Genomic DNA, 15825 nt, shown 5'->3' with positions numbered 1-15825 from the left:
TTCCCGCACTACGTCAGACGTAGTGCGGGAATCAACGCATCATGCGAGAACAGCGACGCGGGGGTACTTGCGGGGCGAGGGGTCAGTCGCGGTTCAGTAACCCCAACATTGCGTAGGTGGCGATCTTGCTGCCGTGGGGGATCGCCGACAGGTCGACGAGGTAGTTCGGGTTGTGCGGCGCGTAGGGGAACTCCTCGCCGCGGGCGACGGCAGCGGCGAAGACGTCGGGATCGGCAATGCCGACCATCAGGTAGGTGAACGGCATGTCCGGGTACGGGCCCTTCAACAGCTGGACATCCTCGGAGCCAGTAGCCCGCGGGCTCTCGGTGACGACGAGGGTGTCGCCGAGAACTGCGCCCAACGACGTCGCGATCTGAGCCGACAGCTCCGGATCGTTGACGAGAGGGCTGGAACCGCCCTTCATGATGATCTCCGGCAGTTGGTCCTCGCCCATGCCGTAGGTGCGGGCGATTCCCTCGGACACCGATTTGACGGCGTCGAGCATGATTTCGCGGACCTCGGTGTCGTACCAGCGGAGATTGGCCTTGACCAGCGCCGACGACGGAATGACATTATTTCCGGTACCGGCATCGATGGCACCGACAGTCAGTACGGCGGTCTTCTGCGGGTCAATCATCCGCGACACAATCGTCTGATACTCCACGACCGCCAGCGCCGCCATCAGAACGGGGTCCTTCGCCTTCTGCGGCATGGAACCGTGGCCTCCGACGCCGTGGAACAAGACGTCGAGTTGATCGGTGCCAGCCAGACGCGGACCGGGCGAAGAGACGACGACCCCGACCGGTGCTGGCGCAGTATGCATGCCGATGAGAACGTCCGGCTTGGGAATGTAGTTGTACAGGCCGTCGTCGACCATCGCCTTGGCGCCGGTGATGGGTTCTTCGGCGGGTTGGCCGATCAGGATCAGCGTCCCCGACCATTGGTCCTTCAGGGCGATCAGCGCTTTCGCCATCCCGAGCATCCAGGTGACGTGGGCATCGTGCCCACAGACGTGCGCCACCGGGACTTCGGTACCGTCGTCGAGGGTGACCCGCTTCTTGCTCGCGTATTCAACGTCGGTCTCTTCTTCAACGGGCAACGCATCCATATCGGCGCGGTACATCACGGTGGGACCGTCGCCGTTGCGGTAAATGGCGGCCACACCCGTGGTACCGATGCCGGTCGTGATGTCGAATCCGAGGTTCTGCAGGTTAAGTTCGACGATCCGCGCGGTCTGCGTTTCCATAAACGCGAGCTCGGGGTTGCGATGGATTCCCTTAAAGAGTTCGACGAGCCGCTCGCGGTCGTCATCAATCAACTGGTTCACATCGGCGATGAGAGCGTCGGACAGTGGCTTCACGGATGACTCGGCAGGGATGCTCACTCAACCATCGTAACGAGCGGTTGAGCATAATGAGGCCTATGACAGATCAGGTTGTTCCCGCTCCCGGTGCGCCCAGCGCGATTGCCGCACTCCCCAACTTGCGCGACCTCGGTGGTTGGCGTGGTGCTGATGACCGCCCGGTGCGATACGGAATGTTGTTCCGCTCCACCGACTTCCGGTCGCTCGCTGGCAACGAGGCAGAGGCGGCGAAGGTTCAGGCCGAGCTTGGTTTGCGCACCGTCTACGACCTTCGCTCGGCGGCCGAGACAGAGGCGATGCCGGATCCGAAGTGGGACGACGTCGCCGAACTGCACTTGGACGTGCTCGCTGGTACGTCGATGGCAGTACCTGCCAACCTTGTGACGGTGCTGACCAATCCGGAAGCTATCGGTGAGATCAACAAGTTCCTCGAGGGCGGCGGCGCTGCAGCGAAGATGAGCGGCACCTATCGGGACATGGTGACCGTCGACAGTGCGCGAGAAAGCTACCGACGTTTCTACAGCGGGCTCCTCGGCAAGGACCGCGCGCCAGCACTGTTCCATTGCACCACCGGTAAGGATCGGACGGGCTGGGCTGCGGCGTCGTTCTTTTCACTGATGGGAGTGTCGCGCGAAGACATCTTCACCGACTACCTCCTCACCAACGACCGATTGCTCCCCGCACTGGCTCCGGTGTTCGACAAGTTCGCGGCGGCTGGCGGCGACACCGACAAACTCCGCGACATTTTGGGCGTGCGCGCCGAGTACCTGCAGGCCGCATTTGACGAAGTCGAAGCGACGCACGGCGGGATTGCCGGATACTTCTCCGACGGTCTCGGGATCGATCAGGCAGCCCAGGCCGGTCTCCGGGAGCGGTTCCTGTCGGCGTGATGGTCGATACGACGTCGCCGCGGGCCGCTATGGTGCGGTGCGCGACGGATTTGATCTCCCGGAATGGGGTGGCGGGGACGTCGATCGGTGCGGTGCTGCAGGCGGCGGGCGCGGCTCGCGGGTCGGTGTACTACCACTTTCCGGGAGGCCGGGCCCAACTGATGGCTGAGGCCGTCCGCCACGGGGGTGAAGTCTTGGGGGCCGATCTCAACCGTGCGCGCCGACTGCCCGTCCAGTCGGCGATTCCGGCGATCGCCGGAATATGGCGAGCGCGTTTGCTGGACAGCGACTTTGCCCTCGGGTGCCCGGTGGCCGCGGGGGCGCAGGCCCGCGGCACGGATCCGGAAGCGACGGATGCCGCTGAAGAGATCTTCCTTCAGTGGGGCCACCTCCTGTCGGCGCGTTTCCGCGAAGAGGACTACGACGATCGCCGCGCTGATGAACTGGCCGATGCGATCCTGGTCGGTATTGAAGGTGCCGTAATTTTGTGCCGGGCCAGGCGCAGCATTGACGCACTCGACCGGATAGTTATTGACCTGCAAGACCTCGCGAGGCGCGGCGGACCAGACCGCCTCGACACCGATGACGAGATTCGCCAGCACAGGATTTGAATCACTTTTGCCAAGCAGTCGGGATCGCCGCACAGCGCTGAGGTAGGTTTGCCGACATGGCTGTCTCTGCATCAACTGAATTTGACGTAAAAGCACCCCCGGCGCTCGTGATGGAAGTTCTTCTCGACGTCGAGTCCCTTCCTGACTGGTCGGGACCGCACAAGTCGGCGAAGATCGTCACCACCGACGACGAAGGCCGCCCGCTGCGCGTGGACCTTTCGGTGAGTGCCGTAGGCATGACCGATCATCAGTCACTCGACTACTCGTGGACCGACAACACGTGTGCGTGGGAACTGGTCCAGTCTGACCAGTTGAGCCTGCAGCAGGGCGTGTACACGCTCAGCGAAAAGGCCGACGGGACGACGCACGTGAAGTTCGACCTCACTATCGACCTGAAGATCAAGCTCCCGGGTCTGATCGTGAAGCGCGCGCAGAAGATGGCGGTCGACACCGCTAAGAAGGGCCTGACCGACGAGGTCAAACGCCGCTCCTGAAATACCCGTCCAGCCAGCCCCGACGCCACTTGCGTCGGGGCTGACTTATTTTGGGCCGGAGACCGTTCCCCAGCGTCGCGGACTTGGTGAAAAACTATGCCCGAAACGGACTTTCGGGATGTTTATGGCGCGGGAATGATGCGGTCCGATCACGATCGCACCGGAGGTGCGTGAGCCGGTCTGCGGTGGGGGTAGCGTGGCGCGTGCGCGGTGCGACGGTGGGGTCGCGCAGTTTGCATTCATTTTTTGTGAGAGGGATTCCATGCGGATCGGGACGCTGTTTTTTCGGACATTTTTTGTACTGGTTGCTGCGGCGGCAGCAATGAGCCTGACGTCGTTGCTCGGTGGTGGTGGTGCCGCCAGTGCCAAGACCACCTGTACGGCCAACAACAATCAGCGAGTTGAGCACAACCGCGGGGAAAGCAACTGCATCGCGAATGCCGGTCCGGGGAGCAGGGCGTCGGCGAAGGACACCACCAACAGCGGTGCGGCCCTCGCGGTGGCGACCACGGGCGGTACCGCCACAGCCGAGAACAACGGTGCTGATTCCTCGGCCTTGGCGAGTGGCATCTACGGCGGCCACGGCTACGCGTACACCTTCGGTTCGCATTCCAGCTCGGTCGCTCAGGGACGCCATGGTGGCACGGCCATCGCGGTGACCGGCGCTGCCGGTGGGGCGTTCGCGACCAGCGATGGGGTGGCCTGCCTCGGCTCAATGGCCGCAACCTACGACACCCGGACCGGGCGCGGTTGCTTCCGGTGGGGCGAAATCTACCTGCGTTGAGCATGTTTGGGTGACGTGCAGGGCGGCGATCGTGGCACTAGGGTGACAGAGTGGACCCTTTCGCCAATGAGCCCCCTGCACTTCCCGTCGGCCCGGACCTGAGTTTGGTCTCCGGTCGTGAGGCACTACAGCGAATCGTCGATCTGCGCGACACGACGAGTTTTACCGTCGTCGACGACGATGATGACGATCCCATCCTGCTGACTCTTCCCGAGCGGAATGTGGTCGACACCTGGCGCGAGGACTACCCGTACAACGAGCGGATGAGTCGGCGCGAGTACGAGGTCACCAAGCGTCGCCTGCAAATCGAACTGCTGAAGTTGCAGAAGTGGACCAAGCAGACCGGGCAGCGGCATCTGCTGGTTTTTGAAGGCCGCGACGCGGCGGGCAAGGGTGGAACCATTAAACGGTTCAACGAACACCTCAACCCCCGCGGTGCGCGCACGGTGGCGCTGGAGAAGCCGACCGAACGCGAGGCCACCGAGTGGTATTTCCAGCGTTACGTCCAGCATCTGCCCGCGGCCGGGGAGATGGTCTTCTTCGATCGCTCCTGGTACAACCGGGCGGGCGTCGAACGGGTCATGAACTTCTGCACCGATGCGCAGTACACAGAGTTCATGCGGCAGGCGCCCGCGTTCGAGAAAATGCTGGTCGACGACGGTATCCATGTGGTCAAGTTCTGGTTCTCGGTGACGCCGCTGGAACAGCGGACCAGATTCGCGATCCGGCAGATAGATCCGGTGCGACAGTGGAAACTTTCGCCGATGGATCTGGCGTCCCTCGATCGCTGGGAGGCGTACACCGATGCCAAGCAACGGATGTTCACCAGCACAGATACCGATTTTGCGCCGTGGATCGTGGTGAAGAGCAACGACAAGAAGCGCGCTCGTATCAATGCGATGCGGTATGTGCTGAGCTTGCACGACTACGACGGCAAAGACGTCGCGCTCGTCGGTGAACCGGATCCGTTGATTGTTGGTCGCGCCCGCGACCTCGTCGGCGAATGACGGACATCAGTCGGCAACAGGTAGCCTCGACACGGTGCGAAGCGTAGTTTCCGGTCTGTTCACCGTGGTGGCGATGGTCTGCATGATTGTCGCAGTTCCGAGCGTGTGGCTGACCCAGCGAGTGGTATCGACCGACGGCTTTGTGGCGTCCGCGTCGGAGGCTGCGAAGACCAGCGAGGTGCAGGACTACTTCTCCCAGAAGGTCGCGGATTCGATCGAGCAGGCAAGTGGGTCAAAGCTCGCCAGCAACGTCGCGCTCCCGCTGGCGCAGTCGTACTCGCGGACCGATGCCTTTGTCCGGGACTTCGCGGAAGTGGCACGTCAGCAACACGACTGGCTCTTTACCCAGCCGGCCCCGGACGCTGACCTGCATCTGATGGAACTCGATATCACGCCGATGATCAACGACGCGATCAAACAGGCGTCCATTCCCGTCCCGGTCTCGTTCGACCGTCCGATTTTGGTGACGATTGATCAGCGCCAAATCACTGCGGGGTCGATGGAAGACAGCGGGAAGCTGGTGACGGTGGCGGCGTGGGTGTCGGTGATTGGTGCCATCGTCGCAGCGCTCCTGGCTCTTCTGCTGGCTGTCCGACGCAGCACGGTCTTGGCGTGGCTTGGTGTGGGAGGCGTGCTGGCCGGAGTGATCGGTGCCTTGCTCGCGGTCGCGACGAAGAGCGTCGTCAGTGATCGCCTCGCCGACACGGACCCGTCGGCCCGCAACACTATCGAGGTGGTGGTCGGCGGGATTTCCGATGACCTCACCCAATTGTCGCTGCTCGTCGGCGTCGGCGGACTCATCGTGCTGGCCGTCGGCGGCGTGGCCCGAGTGGTGTCTGGTCGACGCGCACTCGCCTAGCCGCAGGTCGACCGACTACGGGCTACCGTCTACTCGGCAGGGGGTCGTGGCTCCACGTCGAACACGAACCGCGCGGCGTCGAAGCGGAGACGGCCGCGGTCGAATGCCGTAGCCACTGCACCCGACTCGGCCACCTCGCTCGGGGTGCCCGAATGCAGGGTCCCGTCGGGGGCCAGGAGCCAGAGCGAATCCGACAGCCGCATTGCCAATTCCAATTCGTGCGACGACACCAGGACGGTGATGTCGTGATCGCGCGCCAGCGTCGTCACCAGATCGAGGAACTCCACGCGCGACGGCGCATCCAAGTGCGACGTCGGTTCGTCGAGCACCAATAGTTCGGGATCTTGGGCAAGCGCCCGAGCCGCGAGGACTCGCTGCCCCTCACCGTCGGAGAGATCATGAAACGCCCTATCGGCCAACGACTGTGCGCGCACCGCTGACAGGGCCCAGTCGGCGCGGGCGCGGTCGTGCTCCGAGAGTCGCCCGGTGACCCCGACATACGGCGTGCGACCGAGTTCGGCCACTTCGCGGGCGGTGAGGCGGCCAGGGTCGATCACCTGGGTGCCCACTGTTGCGATCCGCCGGGCAATCCGGGCTGGCCGCATTCGGGTGGTATCGGTGCCGTCGGCCAGCAGTACCGCTCCCGAAAACGGTTTCTGAAGTCCGCAAATGGTGCGCAACAGCGTCGACTTGCCTGCACCGTTCGGGCCAATCAGCGTGGTCAGCGCGCCGCGGTGCGCGACGGCGTTGAGATCGGCGGCAACCGTCGTCCGCGTGCGACGGTGTCGATAGCCGATCGTGAGGGAGTCGAGGGTCAAGCCTGCGGGCGTCACACGGCACCGCCTTGGCCGCGCCCGCGCAGCAGCACGGTGATGACGATCGGCGCGCCGATCAAGGCTGTCACCGCGTTGAGCGGGAGGGCGTTGTCTTGGCCGGGCAACTCGGCAATCACACCGCACCACACGGCCAATAGTGCTCCGACCACGACGCAGGCCGGCAGGAGGATTCGATGATTCGCCGTCCCAAACAGTCCACGCGCAATGTGCGGGATTACCAGTCCGAGGAAGCCGACGGGTCCGCAGTACGCGGTGACGACGCCGGTCAGAATGGCCGCGGACAGCAGCGTGGTGGCCCGCGTAATCCGCAGGTCGATGCCCATCGACCGGGCATACTCCTCGCCGAGGAGCAGCGCATTCAGTGAGCGGACCGAAGCCAACGACACCAAGATCCCGAACAACACGACCGGCGCGGCGATCTTGAGGTCGTCCCACGACGTCGCCGAGAACGTGCCAAGGCCCCACATCATGTACTCCTTGACGGAGTTAGGGTCGGCGTAGACGATCAGCACCGCCACCAGCGAACCGGTGACCGATCCGATCATCACGCCGATCAGCAGCAGGGTCACCGCACTGTGGACCCAAACCGAAAACAGCAAGACCAGCCCGAGAACTACGGCGGCACCGATAGCGGCGGCCGCGACGCTGCCCGCTCGACCCCATCCGGCCAGGCCGCCAGCAAAGCTCGCCGCCCCGGCCGTTCCTGCCGTCAGGGCTACCAGGGCGACGCCGAGACTGGCTCCGGAGTTGGCGCCGAGAATGTAGGGATCAGCGAGGGGGTTGCGAAATAGCGTCTGCATTTGCAGGCCAGCGACCCCGAGTGCCGCGCCAACGAGAGCCGCCGTAGTGATGCGCGGGAGTCGGACATTGCGGAGGATGAAGTCGAGACCATCGTCGGGCAGATGCCCGCCGGTCAGGACTTTCACCGTGTCGCCCGCCGGAATTGGCACCGAGCCGAACGCGGCCGCCAGGAGCACGGAAACAACACACCCCACCAGCAGCCCGCCCCACACCAGGGCGTTGCGGTCGCGGCGCGATGTCGACGCGACTGGACTCTTCGTCATGCCGTGGACTTACTGCGCTGGCAGGTGCAGGTAGAACTCGAATTTGTGGTTCGGGTACAGGTCGGGATGCAAGATGGCGGCGAGGTCGGCGAGCACCAGGTCGGGACGCAGCACGCCCTTCTCCCAGTAGTCGTTGCCGCCGCCAGCGTTCGTTGCCTTGGTGCTGTTCCAGGCCTGCTCAGCGGGTTTAGCGAAGGCCCGATAGCGCGGGTCTTGCTTGTACAAGTCGGCGAGTGAGGCGATAGTCGGGTCGCTGAGCAGCCACTTGTCGGCTAGGCGGCCCTTGGCAATGACGGCTTCCACCGACAGTTGCAGGCTCCCCTGCGCGGGGTCGTTGATCCACGGGTAGGTACCGCCAGCGTCGGCGACCAACTTGCCAAAGTAGCTATCGCCCGACGCCATCATCCACGTACCGTTCGAGATTCCGCCGAGCAGCACATTGGTTTTCGGGGCATTCGCAAGGTTCGCCGCCACGGCCCGATAGCTGTTCTTAACGTCGTTGAAGACGTTGGCGGCTTCCTTTTCGGTGCCCGTCAGAGCGGCGAAGAACTTGATCCACTCGGCACGGCCCAGCGGATTCTCTTCCAACCAGTCGGCGTCGGCGATGACTGGGATTCCCGCGCCGGTGATTTTCCCGAAGGCGGGGGAGTCGTTGCCGTCGGTCACCAGCACGTCCGGTCGTCCGGCAATCACCTTTTCGGCGTTCACCACGCCAGCATCGGCGAATTCGCGGACCTTATCCGCCTTGATTCGCTCAACGATTTCGGGAGTCGAGACGTATCCGGTGGTCGCAACGCCCGTCACGGTATCGGCGGCACCGAGTGCGGCGATCGACGGCAGGTGGGTCGTCGACCCGGAATACAGGGTCCGCACCGGGACTTGGACTTGCGGGGCGTCGGCCAGTGCACCGTCGAGCTTCGGGGCGGGCGCACCACAGCGGACCAGCACATACGATGCGGCCGGTGCACCTTGTGATGGATGCGCCACGGTTACTACCTGATACGAGTTGTGGTACTCGATCTTCAGGCCGGTGGCTTCGTCGATGGTCGACTTATCCGGAAAATAGTCCTTCGACGCGTCGAAGTCGGTGATGCAGTCGCGGGTGCTGCCCGCGTCGTTTGCCGGGGCCGTTGAGCAACCGGTCGCAACGATCGGGATAGTCACGGCGACGGCCGCGACGAGCACGCTGAGTCGAGTGGCACGCATGGATCAGAAACCTCCCTCGGGGATGCTCCGCCCCGGGTCTGCAGAAGCGACGGTGAGTGTCTGACTTGCTACTCGGAAAGAAACTTCCTCGGGTAGGTCACAGTGGCGGGACCGTGCCGGACTCACACCGGCTTCCTCACGGGATATCGCTTAGTTATCGGCGCAAATCTAGCATGCAGACATTCTCAACTCCCACTGGCGCAAGCCCCTTGACGGGCTTAACGTGGGGCGATGAGCGAGACTCGGAGCAGATGGCGTCGCGCGATCGCCATCGCCGGGGACTGGGTGCGCCGCGCACCAATCACGTACCTGTGGCTGGTGGTACTGCTGGCAACCACCGTTGTCCAGCATCGTGTTTCGCCCGAGAAGCTCGACGCGATCCTTGGCCGGAGATCGACCAATATCGCGAACCTCTTGCACGATCCGCTCCGGGCCTTCTTCGGCAGCCTTCTCTGGCTCGACGGTGCGTACTGGGTGCCGTACTTTCTTGGCTTCACGATTTTCCTGGCAACCGCTGAACGCTGGATGGGGAGTAGACGGTACCTCGCGGTCGGCCTCGCCGGACACATCCTCGCCACCCTGATCAGCCAGGGGCTGGTCGGTGCCGCCATACAAACCGGCGTCGCCAACCCGTCACTGCGCTACGCCACCGACGTCGGTGTCAGCTACTTCATGGCCGCGGTGATCGGCGTGCTGTCGTACTATCTGCCGCGTCCCTGGCGGTGGATCTACATCGCCGGCGCCGTCGTCGTGTTTTGCGGACCGCTATTGGATCTGCCGGTGAGTTTTACCGCCGTCGGGCACGCGAGCGCGCTCGCCATCGGCTTCGCGTGCTACCCGCTGGTGCGGGGCAAGCCAATGCTCAACGTCGACGCCCTGCTGAAACGGATCCGCGGCTATGCGCCCGCCTCCTTGCGGCCCAGCGCGCGCCACAAGAATTCGTAAGCCAGCGCCGACTTGAACGCGCTCTGCCGGTTGTCGGCCGCGCCGCCGTGCCCGCCTTCGATATTTTCGTAGTACTGCACCTCATGCCCCTGCTCTTCCATGCGGGCCACAAACTTCCGCGCGTGCCCGGGATGCACGCGGTCGTCGCGGGTCGACGTTGTCACCAGCATTTTCGGCATCGCGGCATCGGCACGCAGTCGCTGGTACGGCGAGTATTTGGCGATGAACTCCCACTCGTCGGGGTCGTCGGGGTCGCCATACTCTGCCATCCACGATGCGCCAGCCAGCAGAAGGTGATAGCGGCGCATATCGAGCAGCGGCACCTGGCAGACCAGGGCGCCGAAGAGCTCCGGATAGCTCGTCGCCATGACCCCCATCAGGAGGCCGCCGTTGGAGCCGCCTTGCGCCCCAAGCTGTTCGGGCGTCGTAAGGCGGCGTGCGACGAGGTCGCGGGCCACCGCAGCGAAGTCCTCGTACACCAGGTGGCGACCCGCCTTCAGCGCCTGCGTGTGCCACTCCGGGCCGTACTCGCCGCCGCCGCGAATATTCGCAATCACGTAGATGCCGCCGCGACTGAGCCAACTGCGCCCGGCAATGCCCATGTACGACGGTGTCATCGAGTTCTCGAAGCCGCCATACCCGTACAGCAGGGTGGGGCCGGACGCGACATCGTCTCGCTTGATCACGAAGTAGGGGATGGCGGTGCCGTCGTCGGACGTGGCGAAGAACTGCTGCGTGGAAACTGTCGAGGCATCGTAGAACTCGGGCGACGACTTGATGATGGAGACACCGTCGCTGGTGGAGCCGTGCAGCAGGCTCGGGGCCCGCGTAAAACTACTTGCTGAGAGCCAGATTTCGTCGCTGTGGTCGGGGTCGGCGTCGAGGACGCCAACGGTTGCCAAATCGGGGATGCCAGCAACCGTCGCCAGCTGCCACGTGCCGAGTTCACGGAACTCCAAGCGGGTGGCAACGTCGTGCAGCGTCACCATCACCAAATGCGACTGGGTGAACGCGAAGTCCTCAAGGCTCGTGTGCGCATCAGGTGCGAAGAGAACCCGGTGGGTCCGGTCTCCCGCGAGGTAGGCGGGGTAGTCGAACACCAGCAGGGTGCCTGCGGGATGCGTGATGGCCGGGCCATCCGGGCCGTCGATGGTCCACTCCGACCGCACCAGCACCAGCAGCCAGTTGTGGCGGACGACGAAGAAGGCATCAGTGGGAACCTCGATCCGGATCAGTTCGCCATCCCGGAGTTCGTAGTCGAGCGCATTAAAGAAGTCCGTCGACCGTGACACGAAATGCCGCACATAGCCCGGTGTGGTGTCGCACGTGGCGGCAACGGCCACGTCGGAGACCTCGCCAGCGAAGACCGTCGGGGCGTCGGCCACATCGGTGCCACGCGACCACCGGCGCACGGTCCGCGGATAGCCGGACGACGTCAGCGCCGACAGGCCATCGGGGGTGGAGGCGAAATCGGTTGCCACGTAGACGGTGTCGCGGTCGATCCAACCGACCGTCGACTTCGCCTCCGGCAACGTGAACCCGTCGGCCACCCAGGTACCGGCGCTCACGTCGAACTCCCGAACCACCGCAGCATCAGCACCGCCGCGCGATAGGGAAATCAGCGCGCGGTCGTAGTCCGGGCGGAGCATCGTGGCCCCAGACCACACCCAATTCTCGTTCTCATCGGACGCCAGAGCATCGACGTCGATCAGCACATCCCATTCCGGATCGGCGGCGCGGTACTGCTCGAGGGTGGTGCGGCGCCACAGGCCCTTCGGGTGCGCCGCATCGCGCCAAAAGTTGTAGAGAAACTCGCCGCGCCGACGCACATAGGCGATCCGATCGTCGGTATCGAGGACCTCGAGGGCTCCGGACTCGAGTTCGGCAAACCGGTCTGAGTCGGTCAAATCGGCGATCGTCGGCGCGTTGTGGTCGCGAACCCAAGCGAGGGCGTCGTCGCCGGTCACCTCCTCGAGCCAGAGGTACGGGTCGGCCAGCACGTCGTCGTTGGTCACCGAATCAACGGTACCGGGACCGGGCCACGGAAGCGGTTAGGCGTGGATGGGTGCCTTCGTTTCCAGTGTCGGCGCTTCGTCATCCACGCCGGGGATCGCGGTGCCAGCAATCGGCACCCCCGCGGTTTCGGTGAGGAACCGGAGTGCGACGAGGCCAACCAGGCATGCGCCCATCATGTACAGCGCCGGAAACAGCGTCCACCCGGTCCCGTCGACCACGGCATCGTTCACCAGCGGTGCGGTACCGCCAAACGCGGCCGTCGATACGTTGTAGGAAATCGCGAATCCCGCATACCGGACGTGGGTCGGGAACATCGCGGGGAACGTCGCCGAGATGGTTGCCAGTTGCGGGATGTACAGGATGCCTAGGACGACAAACCCGACGATTGCCCAACCGAAACTCTGACCCATCAGCCAATACATCGGCACCGCCAGAACCAGCAGTCCGATCAACGACCACCGCCACATCGGCTTGCGGCCCGTTCGGTCCGACCACGCACCGAACACGGGGATCAGCACCATCATCAGCACCTGGCCGATCAACATCACGACCGAAGCCGAATCCTCGCTGAGTCCGAGGGACCCCTTCAGATACTGCGGTTGGTACGCCAGCAGTGTGTAGTTACAGACATTGAGTGCAACCACCATCCCGAACATGATCAGGATGGGCTTCCAGTACGTGCCGATTGTCTCGCGGAGTTGACCCACGATGCCCCCGGTGTCGGGCTTGTCGGCCTCAGTGAAAATTGGCGGATCGTCCAATTGTGACCGCAGGTAGAGGCCCGCGATGCCCAGTGGCAGGGCCAGCAAGAAGGGGAGACGCCAACCCCACTCGCTCATCTGCGATTCCGACAGCGCCAAACTCATGAACAACACGATCGCCGTGCCGGAAGCAAAGCCGGCCATCGTGCCAAATTCCAGGAAACTGCCGAGCTTGCCGCGTTTGCGGGGCGGTGCATACTCGGCCATGAAAGTGGCCGCACCACCGTATTCGCCACCCGTCGAGAAGCCCTGTACGACGCGCAAGGCGATGAGCAGGATGGGAGCCCAAATACCGATCGAGGCATGAGTTGGCAGTACGCCTATCAATGCGGTGGCCAACGAAATCAGCAGGATGGTGATCGCGAGGACGTGTTTGCGACCAAGGCGGTCGCCGAGCGGGCCCCACACAAATCCGCCGAGCGGACGCAGCGCGAACGACACGGCAAAGCCGAGCATGGTTCCGATCGTGCCGAGGCTGCCCGGGAAGAAGGCCTGCGTGAGATAGGTCGTCGTGGCGGCGTAGACGCCGTAGTCGTACCACTCGGTGGCATTGCCGATGGCCGAGGCGGCGATGGCTTTTCTAATAACCGCGGGCGACGGGGCCTGCGCAGTCTGGGGCGCCACTGCGCCGCCAGTATTCGATTCAGTCATGGGACCTTAGAAGTTCGAGAGTCGGTTCTTTGGTCTTGCGATCTGGTGCGCGAATACCACTCCCCAGCGATGCCGGTTGGGCCGATAGACACTTCGAGGTATCCCCCGAACGGACTACACCTGCCTATCACGTTCAACGGCGCGATGCGACCGTTGTACCCGAGATCGGGGCTATTGAATGCCCTTCGGGAGGCCCGCCAGTCCGGCGATCAGGAAGTCGCGCAGAGCCGCCACATTGTCGGGTGAGATCTCCTGCGGTGCGGTGAGTTCAGTCATGATGACGGTGAAGGTGAAGCGCCAGCGACGTCGTGCCACATCCGGTTCCAAACCGGCAACCTTGCTGGTGAGCAACTTGGTCCACACATCGAGGCGGAACCACTCGCTCGACCAGGGGGTGTCCGGGTTCGACAACACGAACTGGGCGAGCACGTGAACCACCGGGGCCGACTTCGGGGAAGCCTGCATGGTGATGAGGGGGTCTAAGACCGCATCGACAATGTCGGCAATCGTGGCCGACTCTCCGCCAAGGGATTCGAGCATGTGGTCGGAGGCGGGTTCAAAACGATCCAGCAGCAGCGCCGCGACCAGGCCATCCTTGGAACCAAAATGCTCCTGGACGGCGGTCGGATCGGCGCCAGCTGCCGCGCACACGTCTTCGGTGCGCAGCCGTCCGTAGGTCACGGTCGCGAGGAGTTCCTCTGCGGCGTCGAGCAACTTGGCGCGCGTATCAGCGGAGTCCGAAGCTGAGGTCATCTTCTGATCACACCACAATCTGCGCCAATGGTGCCGACCGTGTGGCATGTGGGTACCGGAAAAATTGTGATTGAGAACGTAACTCCGGAGGGATAGCTGCACGGCGCACAGCCGCGACGTAGGCTGAACCCCGTGGCTGAACATTTTCAAACAGTTGTCCTTGGGGCCGGTCCTGGCGGGTACGTGGCCGCGATCCGGTCCGCCCAGTTGGGCATGAAGACCGCCGTCATCGAAGAGAAGTGGTGGGGAGGTGTTTGTCTCAACGTCGGCTGTATCCCGTCGAAGGCGTTGCTGCGCAATGCCGAACTCGCCCACGTCTTTAACCACGAGGCTAAGACCTTCGGCATCAGCGGCGAGGTGAGCTTCGATTTCGGGGCCGCTTTCGACCGCAGCCGTAGCGTCTCTGACGGCATCGTCAAGGGCGTTCACTTCCTGATGAAGAAGAACGGCATCACCGAGATCGATGGGTACGGCGTGTTCCGCGACGCGAACACCATCGTCGTCGGTGACCGCGAGATCACCTACGACAACGTCATCATCGACACCGGGTCCACCGTGCGACTCCTGCCGGGCGTCGCGCTGTCGGAGAATGTCGTGACCTACGAGACGCAAATCCTGACGCGCGAACTCCCCGAATCCATCGTGATTGTCGGTGCGGGTGCCATCGGCATGGAGTTTGGTTACGTGCTCGCCAACTACGGCGTCGACGTGACGATCGTCGAGTTTATGCCGCGAGTGCTCCCGAACGAAGACGCCGATGTCTCGAAGGAGATCGCGAAGGCGTACAAGAAGTTGGGCGTCAAGATCCTGACCGGCACTGCGGTGCAGACCGTCGTCGATAACGGCGACAACGTGACCGTCACCTATAAGGATCCGAAGGGCGCCGAAGGTTCCCTGACTGTCGACAAGGTGCTCATGTCGGTCGGTTTCGCGCCCCGCGTCGAAGGCTTCGGCCTGGAGAACACCGGCGTCGCACTCACCGACCGCGGCGCCATCGACATCGACGATTACATGCGCACCAACGTTCCCGGCATCTACGCCATCGGTGACGTCACCGCGAAGTTGCAGCTGGCGCACGTCGCCGAAGCACAGGGCGTGGTGGCAGCTGAGACGATGGCCGGTGCCGAGACCATGGCGCTTGGCGACTACCGGATGATGCCGCGCGCCACGTTCTGCCAACCTCAGGTCGCATCGTTTGGACTTACCGAGGAACAAGCTGAGGCCGAGGGCTACGACATCACGGTCACAAAGTTCCCGTTCAGCGCTAACGGCAAGGCGCAGGGTCTGGCCGCGGGAGCCGGGTTCGTCAAGCTGATCACCAATGCCGAAACTGAGGAACTTCTCGGTGGACACCTGGTCGGCGACAGCGTTTCCGAGCTGCTCCCCGAGCTGACCCTGGCCCAGAAGTGGGACCTCACGGCCCGCGAACTGGCCCGCAACGTCCACACTCATCCCACGATGAGCGAGGCCATGCAGGAAACCTTCCACGGCGCGATCGGCCACATGATCAACCTGTAGGTCGCGCTGCGCGCCCCCGCCTTCTCGCATGATGCGTCGATTCCCGCACTACGTCAGACGTAGTGCG

The 15825-nt window shown here is 63.7% G+C and carries 15 protein-coding genes and 1 riboswitch; of the genes, 8 read left to right on the top strand and 7 right to left on the bottom strand.

Features of this window, described 5'->3' with window-relative positions:
- Positions 1–82 precede the first annotated feature (82 nt).
- Positions 83–1384: an amidohydrolase gene (locus WBA38_RS05125; protein ID WP_424293528.1), complete on the bottom strand. Its 1302-nt coding sequence runs from the start codon at positions 1382–1384 to the stop codon at positions 83–85.
- A gap of 38 nt (positions 1385–1422) precedes the next feature.
- On the opposite strand from WBA38_RS05125, the gene WBA38_RS05120 reads away from it, so the two are divergent.
- From WBA38_RS05120 to WBA38_RS05095, 6 genes are all read left to right on the top strand, one after another.
- Positions 1423–2253 (top strand): tyrosine-protein phosphatase, encoded by an 831-nt coding sequence (locus WBA38_RS05120; RefSeq protein ID WP_424293527.1) that lies wholly within the window; start codon positions 1423–1425, stop codon positions 2251–2253.
- Positions 2253–2864, top strand: a complete 612-nt coding sequence (locus WBA38_RS05115) for a TetR/AcrR family transcriptional regulator (protein ID WP_424293526.1) — start codon at positions 2253–2255, stop codon at positions 2862–2864. The genes WBA38_RS05120 and WBA38_RS05115 overlap by 1 nt, the downstream gene beginning before the upstream one ends.
- 56 nt (positions 2865–2920) lie before the next feature.
- Positions 2921–3358, top strand: a complete 438-nt coding sequence (locus tag WBA38_RS05110; protein ID WP_424293525.1) for an SRPBCC family protein — start codon at positions 2921–2923, stop codon at positions 3356–3358.
- Between the two features lie 262 nt (positions 3359–3620).
- Positions 3621–4142, top strand: a complete 522-nt coding sequence (locus WBA38_RS05105; RefSeq protein ID WP_424293524.1) for a DUF6764 family protein — start codon at positions 3621–3623, stop codon at positions 4140–4142.
- A gap of 50 nt (positions 4143–4192) precedes the next feature.
- On the top strand, positions 4193–5149 hold the full coding sequence (ppk2, locus tag WBA38_RS05100; protein WP_424293523.1) for a polyphosphate kinase 2: 957 nt from the start codon (positions 4193–4195) through the stop codon (positions 5147–5149).
- 34 nt (positions 5150–5183) lie between these two features.
- On the top strand, positions 5184–6008 hold the full coding sequence (locus tag WBA38_RS05095) for a hypothetical protein (protein WP_424293522.1): 825 nt from the start codon (positions 5184–5186) through the stop codon (positions 6006–6008).
- Positions 6009–6037: 29 nt separating this feature from the next.
- Here WBA38_RS05095 and WBA38_RS05090 read toward each other — a convergent pair whose 3' ends face one another.
- The 3 genes from WBA38_RS05090 to WBA38_RS05080 are packed head-to-tail and all read right to left on the bottom strand — an operon-like array spanning position 6038 to position 9114.
- Positions 6038–6841: an ABC transporter ATP-binding protein gene (locus tag WBA38_RS05090; RefSeq protein ID WP_424293521.1), complete on the bottom strand. Its 804-nt coding sequence runs from the start codon at positions 6839–6841 to the stop codon at positions 6038–6040.
- Positions 6838–7908, bottom strand: coding sequence for a FecCD family ABC transporter permease (locus tag WBA38_RS05085; RefSeq protein WP_424322232.1), 1071 nt, complete (start codon positions 7906–7908; stop codon positions 6838–6840). The genes WBA38_RS05090 and WBA38_RS05085 overlap by 4 nt, the downstream gene beginning before the upstream one ends.
- 9 nt (positions 7909–7917) lie before the next feature.
- Entirely contained in the window at positions 7918–9114 is a 1197-nt protein-coding gene (locus WBA38_RS05080) for an ABC transporter substrate-binding protein (protein WP_424322231.1), read from the bottom strand.
- A gap of 34 nt (positions 9115–9148) precedes the next feature.
- Positions 9149–9291, bottom strand: a riboswitch (cobalamin riboswitch).
- A gap of 54 nt (positions 9292–9345) precedes the next feature.
- Here WBA38_RS05080 and WBA38_RS05075 point away from each other — a divergent pair.
- A complete protein-coding gene (locus WBA38_RS05075) occupies positions 9346–10059 on the top strand; it encodes a rhomboid-like protein (protein ID WP_424322230.1) in 714 nt (237 codons plus the stop codon).
- On the opposite strand, the gene WBA38_RS05070 is transcribed toward WBA38_RS05075, so the two are convergent.
- From WBA38_RS05070 to WBA38_RS05060, 3 genes are all read right to left on the bottom strand, one after another.
- Positions 10011–12074, bottom strand: coding sequence for a prolyl oligopeptidase family serine peptidase (locus tag WBA38_RS05070; RefSeq protein ID WP_424296110.1), 2064 nt, complete (start codon positions 12072–12074; stop codon positions 10011–10013). The genes WBA38_RS05075 and WBA38_RS05070 overlap by 49 nt on opposite strands.
- Positions 12075–12110: 36 nt before the next feature.
- Positions 12111–13487: an MFS transporter gene (locus WBA38_RS05065; RefSeq protein WP_424296112.1), complete on the bottom strand. Its 1377-nt coding sequence runs from the start codon at positions 13485–13487 to the stop codon at positions 12111–12113.
- 171 nt (positions 13488–13658) lie between these two features.
- Positions 13659–14240 carry a TetR/AcrR family transcriptional regulator gene (locus WBA38_RS05060; protein ID WP_424296114.1) on the bottom strand — a complete coding sequence of 194 codons (582 nt, stop codon included), beginning with the start codon at positions 14238–14240 and terminating at the stop codon, positions 13659–13661.
- A 132-nt stretch (positions 14241–14372) separates the two neighbouring features.
- On the opposite strand from WBA38_RS05060, the gene lpdA reads away from it, so the two are divergent.
- Positions 14373–15758, top strand: a complete 1386-nt coding sequence (gene lpdA, locus WBA38_RS05055; protein ID WP_424296116.1) for a dihydrolipoyl dehydrogenase — start codon at positions 14373–14375, stop codon at positions 15756–15758.
- The last annotated feature ends 67 nt before the right edge of the window (positions 15759–15825 follow it).

Origin of the sequence: Gordonia sp. (in: high G+C Gram-positive bacteria) (genome assembly GCF_049647785.1) — a bacterium.
In the GTDB taxonomy this organism is placed as follows: Bacteria; Actinomycetota; Actinomycetes; order Mycobacteriales; family Mycobacteriaceae; genus Gordonia.
The sequence above is the reverse complement of the archived record's forward strand: the minus strand, read 5'-3'. Positions and strand labels throughout refer to the sequence as shown.

What these genes read in the sequence shown, in the direction of transcription:
- WBA38_RS05110 (WP_424293525.1), top strand. Translation starts at nt 2,921, where the DNA reads ATGGCTGTCTCTGCATCAACTGAATTTGACGTAAAAGCACCCCCGGCG.
- WBA38_RS05115 (WP_424293526.1), top strand. Translation starts at nt 2,253, where the DNA reads ATGGTCGATACGACGTCGCCGCGGGCCGCTATGGTGCGGTGCGCGACG.
- WBA38_RS05065 (WP_424296112.1), bottom strand. Translation starts at nt 13,487, where the DNA reads ATGACTGAATCGAATACTGGCGGCGCAGTGGCGCCCCAGACTGCGCAG.
- WBA38_RS05075 (WP_424322230.1), top strand. Translation starts at nt 9,346, where the DNA reads ATGAGCGAGACTCGGAGCAGATGGCGTCGCGCGATCGCCATCGCCGGG.
- WBA38_RS05080 (WP_424322231.1), bottom strand. Translation starts at nt 9,114, where the DNA reads ATGCGTGCCACTCGACTCAGCGTGCTCGTCGCGGCCGTCGCCGTGACT.
- WBA38_RS05060 (WP_424296114.1), bottom strand. Translation starts at nt 14,240, where the DNA reads ATGACCTCAGCTTCGGACTCCGCTGATACGCGCGCCAAGTTGCTCGAC.
- WBA38_RS05085 (WP_424322232.1), bottom strand. Translation starts at nt 7,908, where the DNA reads ATGACGAAGAGTCCAGTCGCGTCGACATCGCGCCGCGACCGCAACGCC.
- WBA38_RS05105 (WP_424293524.1), top strand. Translation starts at nt 3,621, where the DNA reads ATGCGGATCGGGACGCTGTTTTTTCGGACATTTTTTGTACTGGTTGCT.
- WBA38_RS05120 (WP_424293527.1), top strand. Translation starts at nt 1,423, where the DNA reads ATGACAGATCAGGTTGTTCCCGCTCCCGGTGCGCCCAGCGCGATTGCC.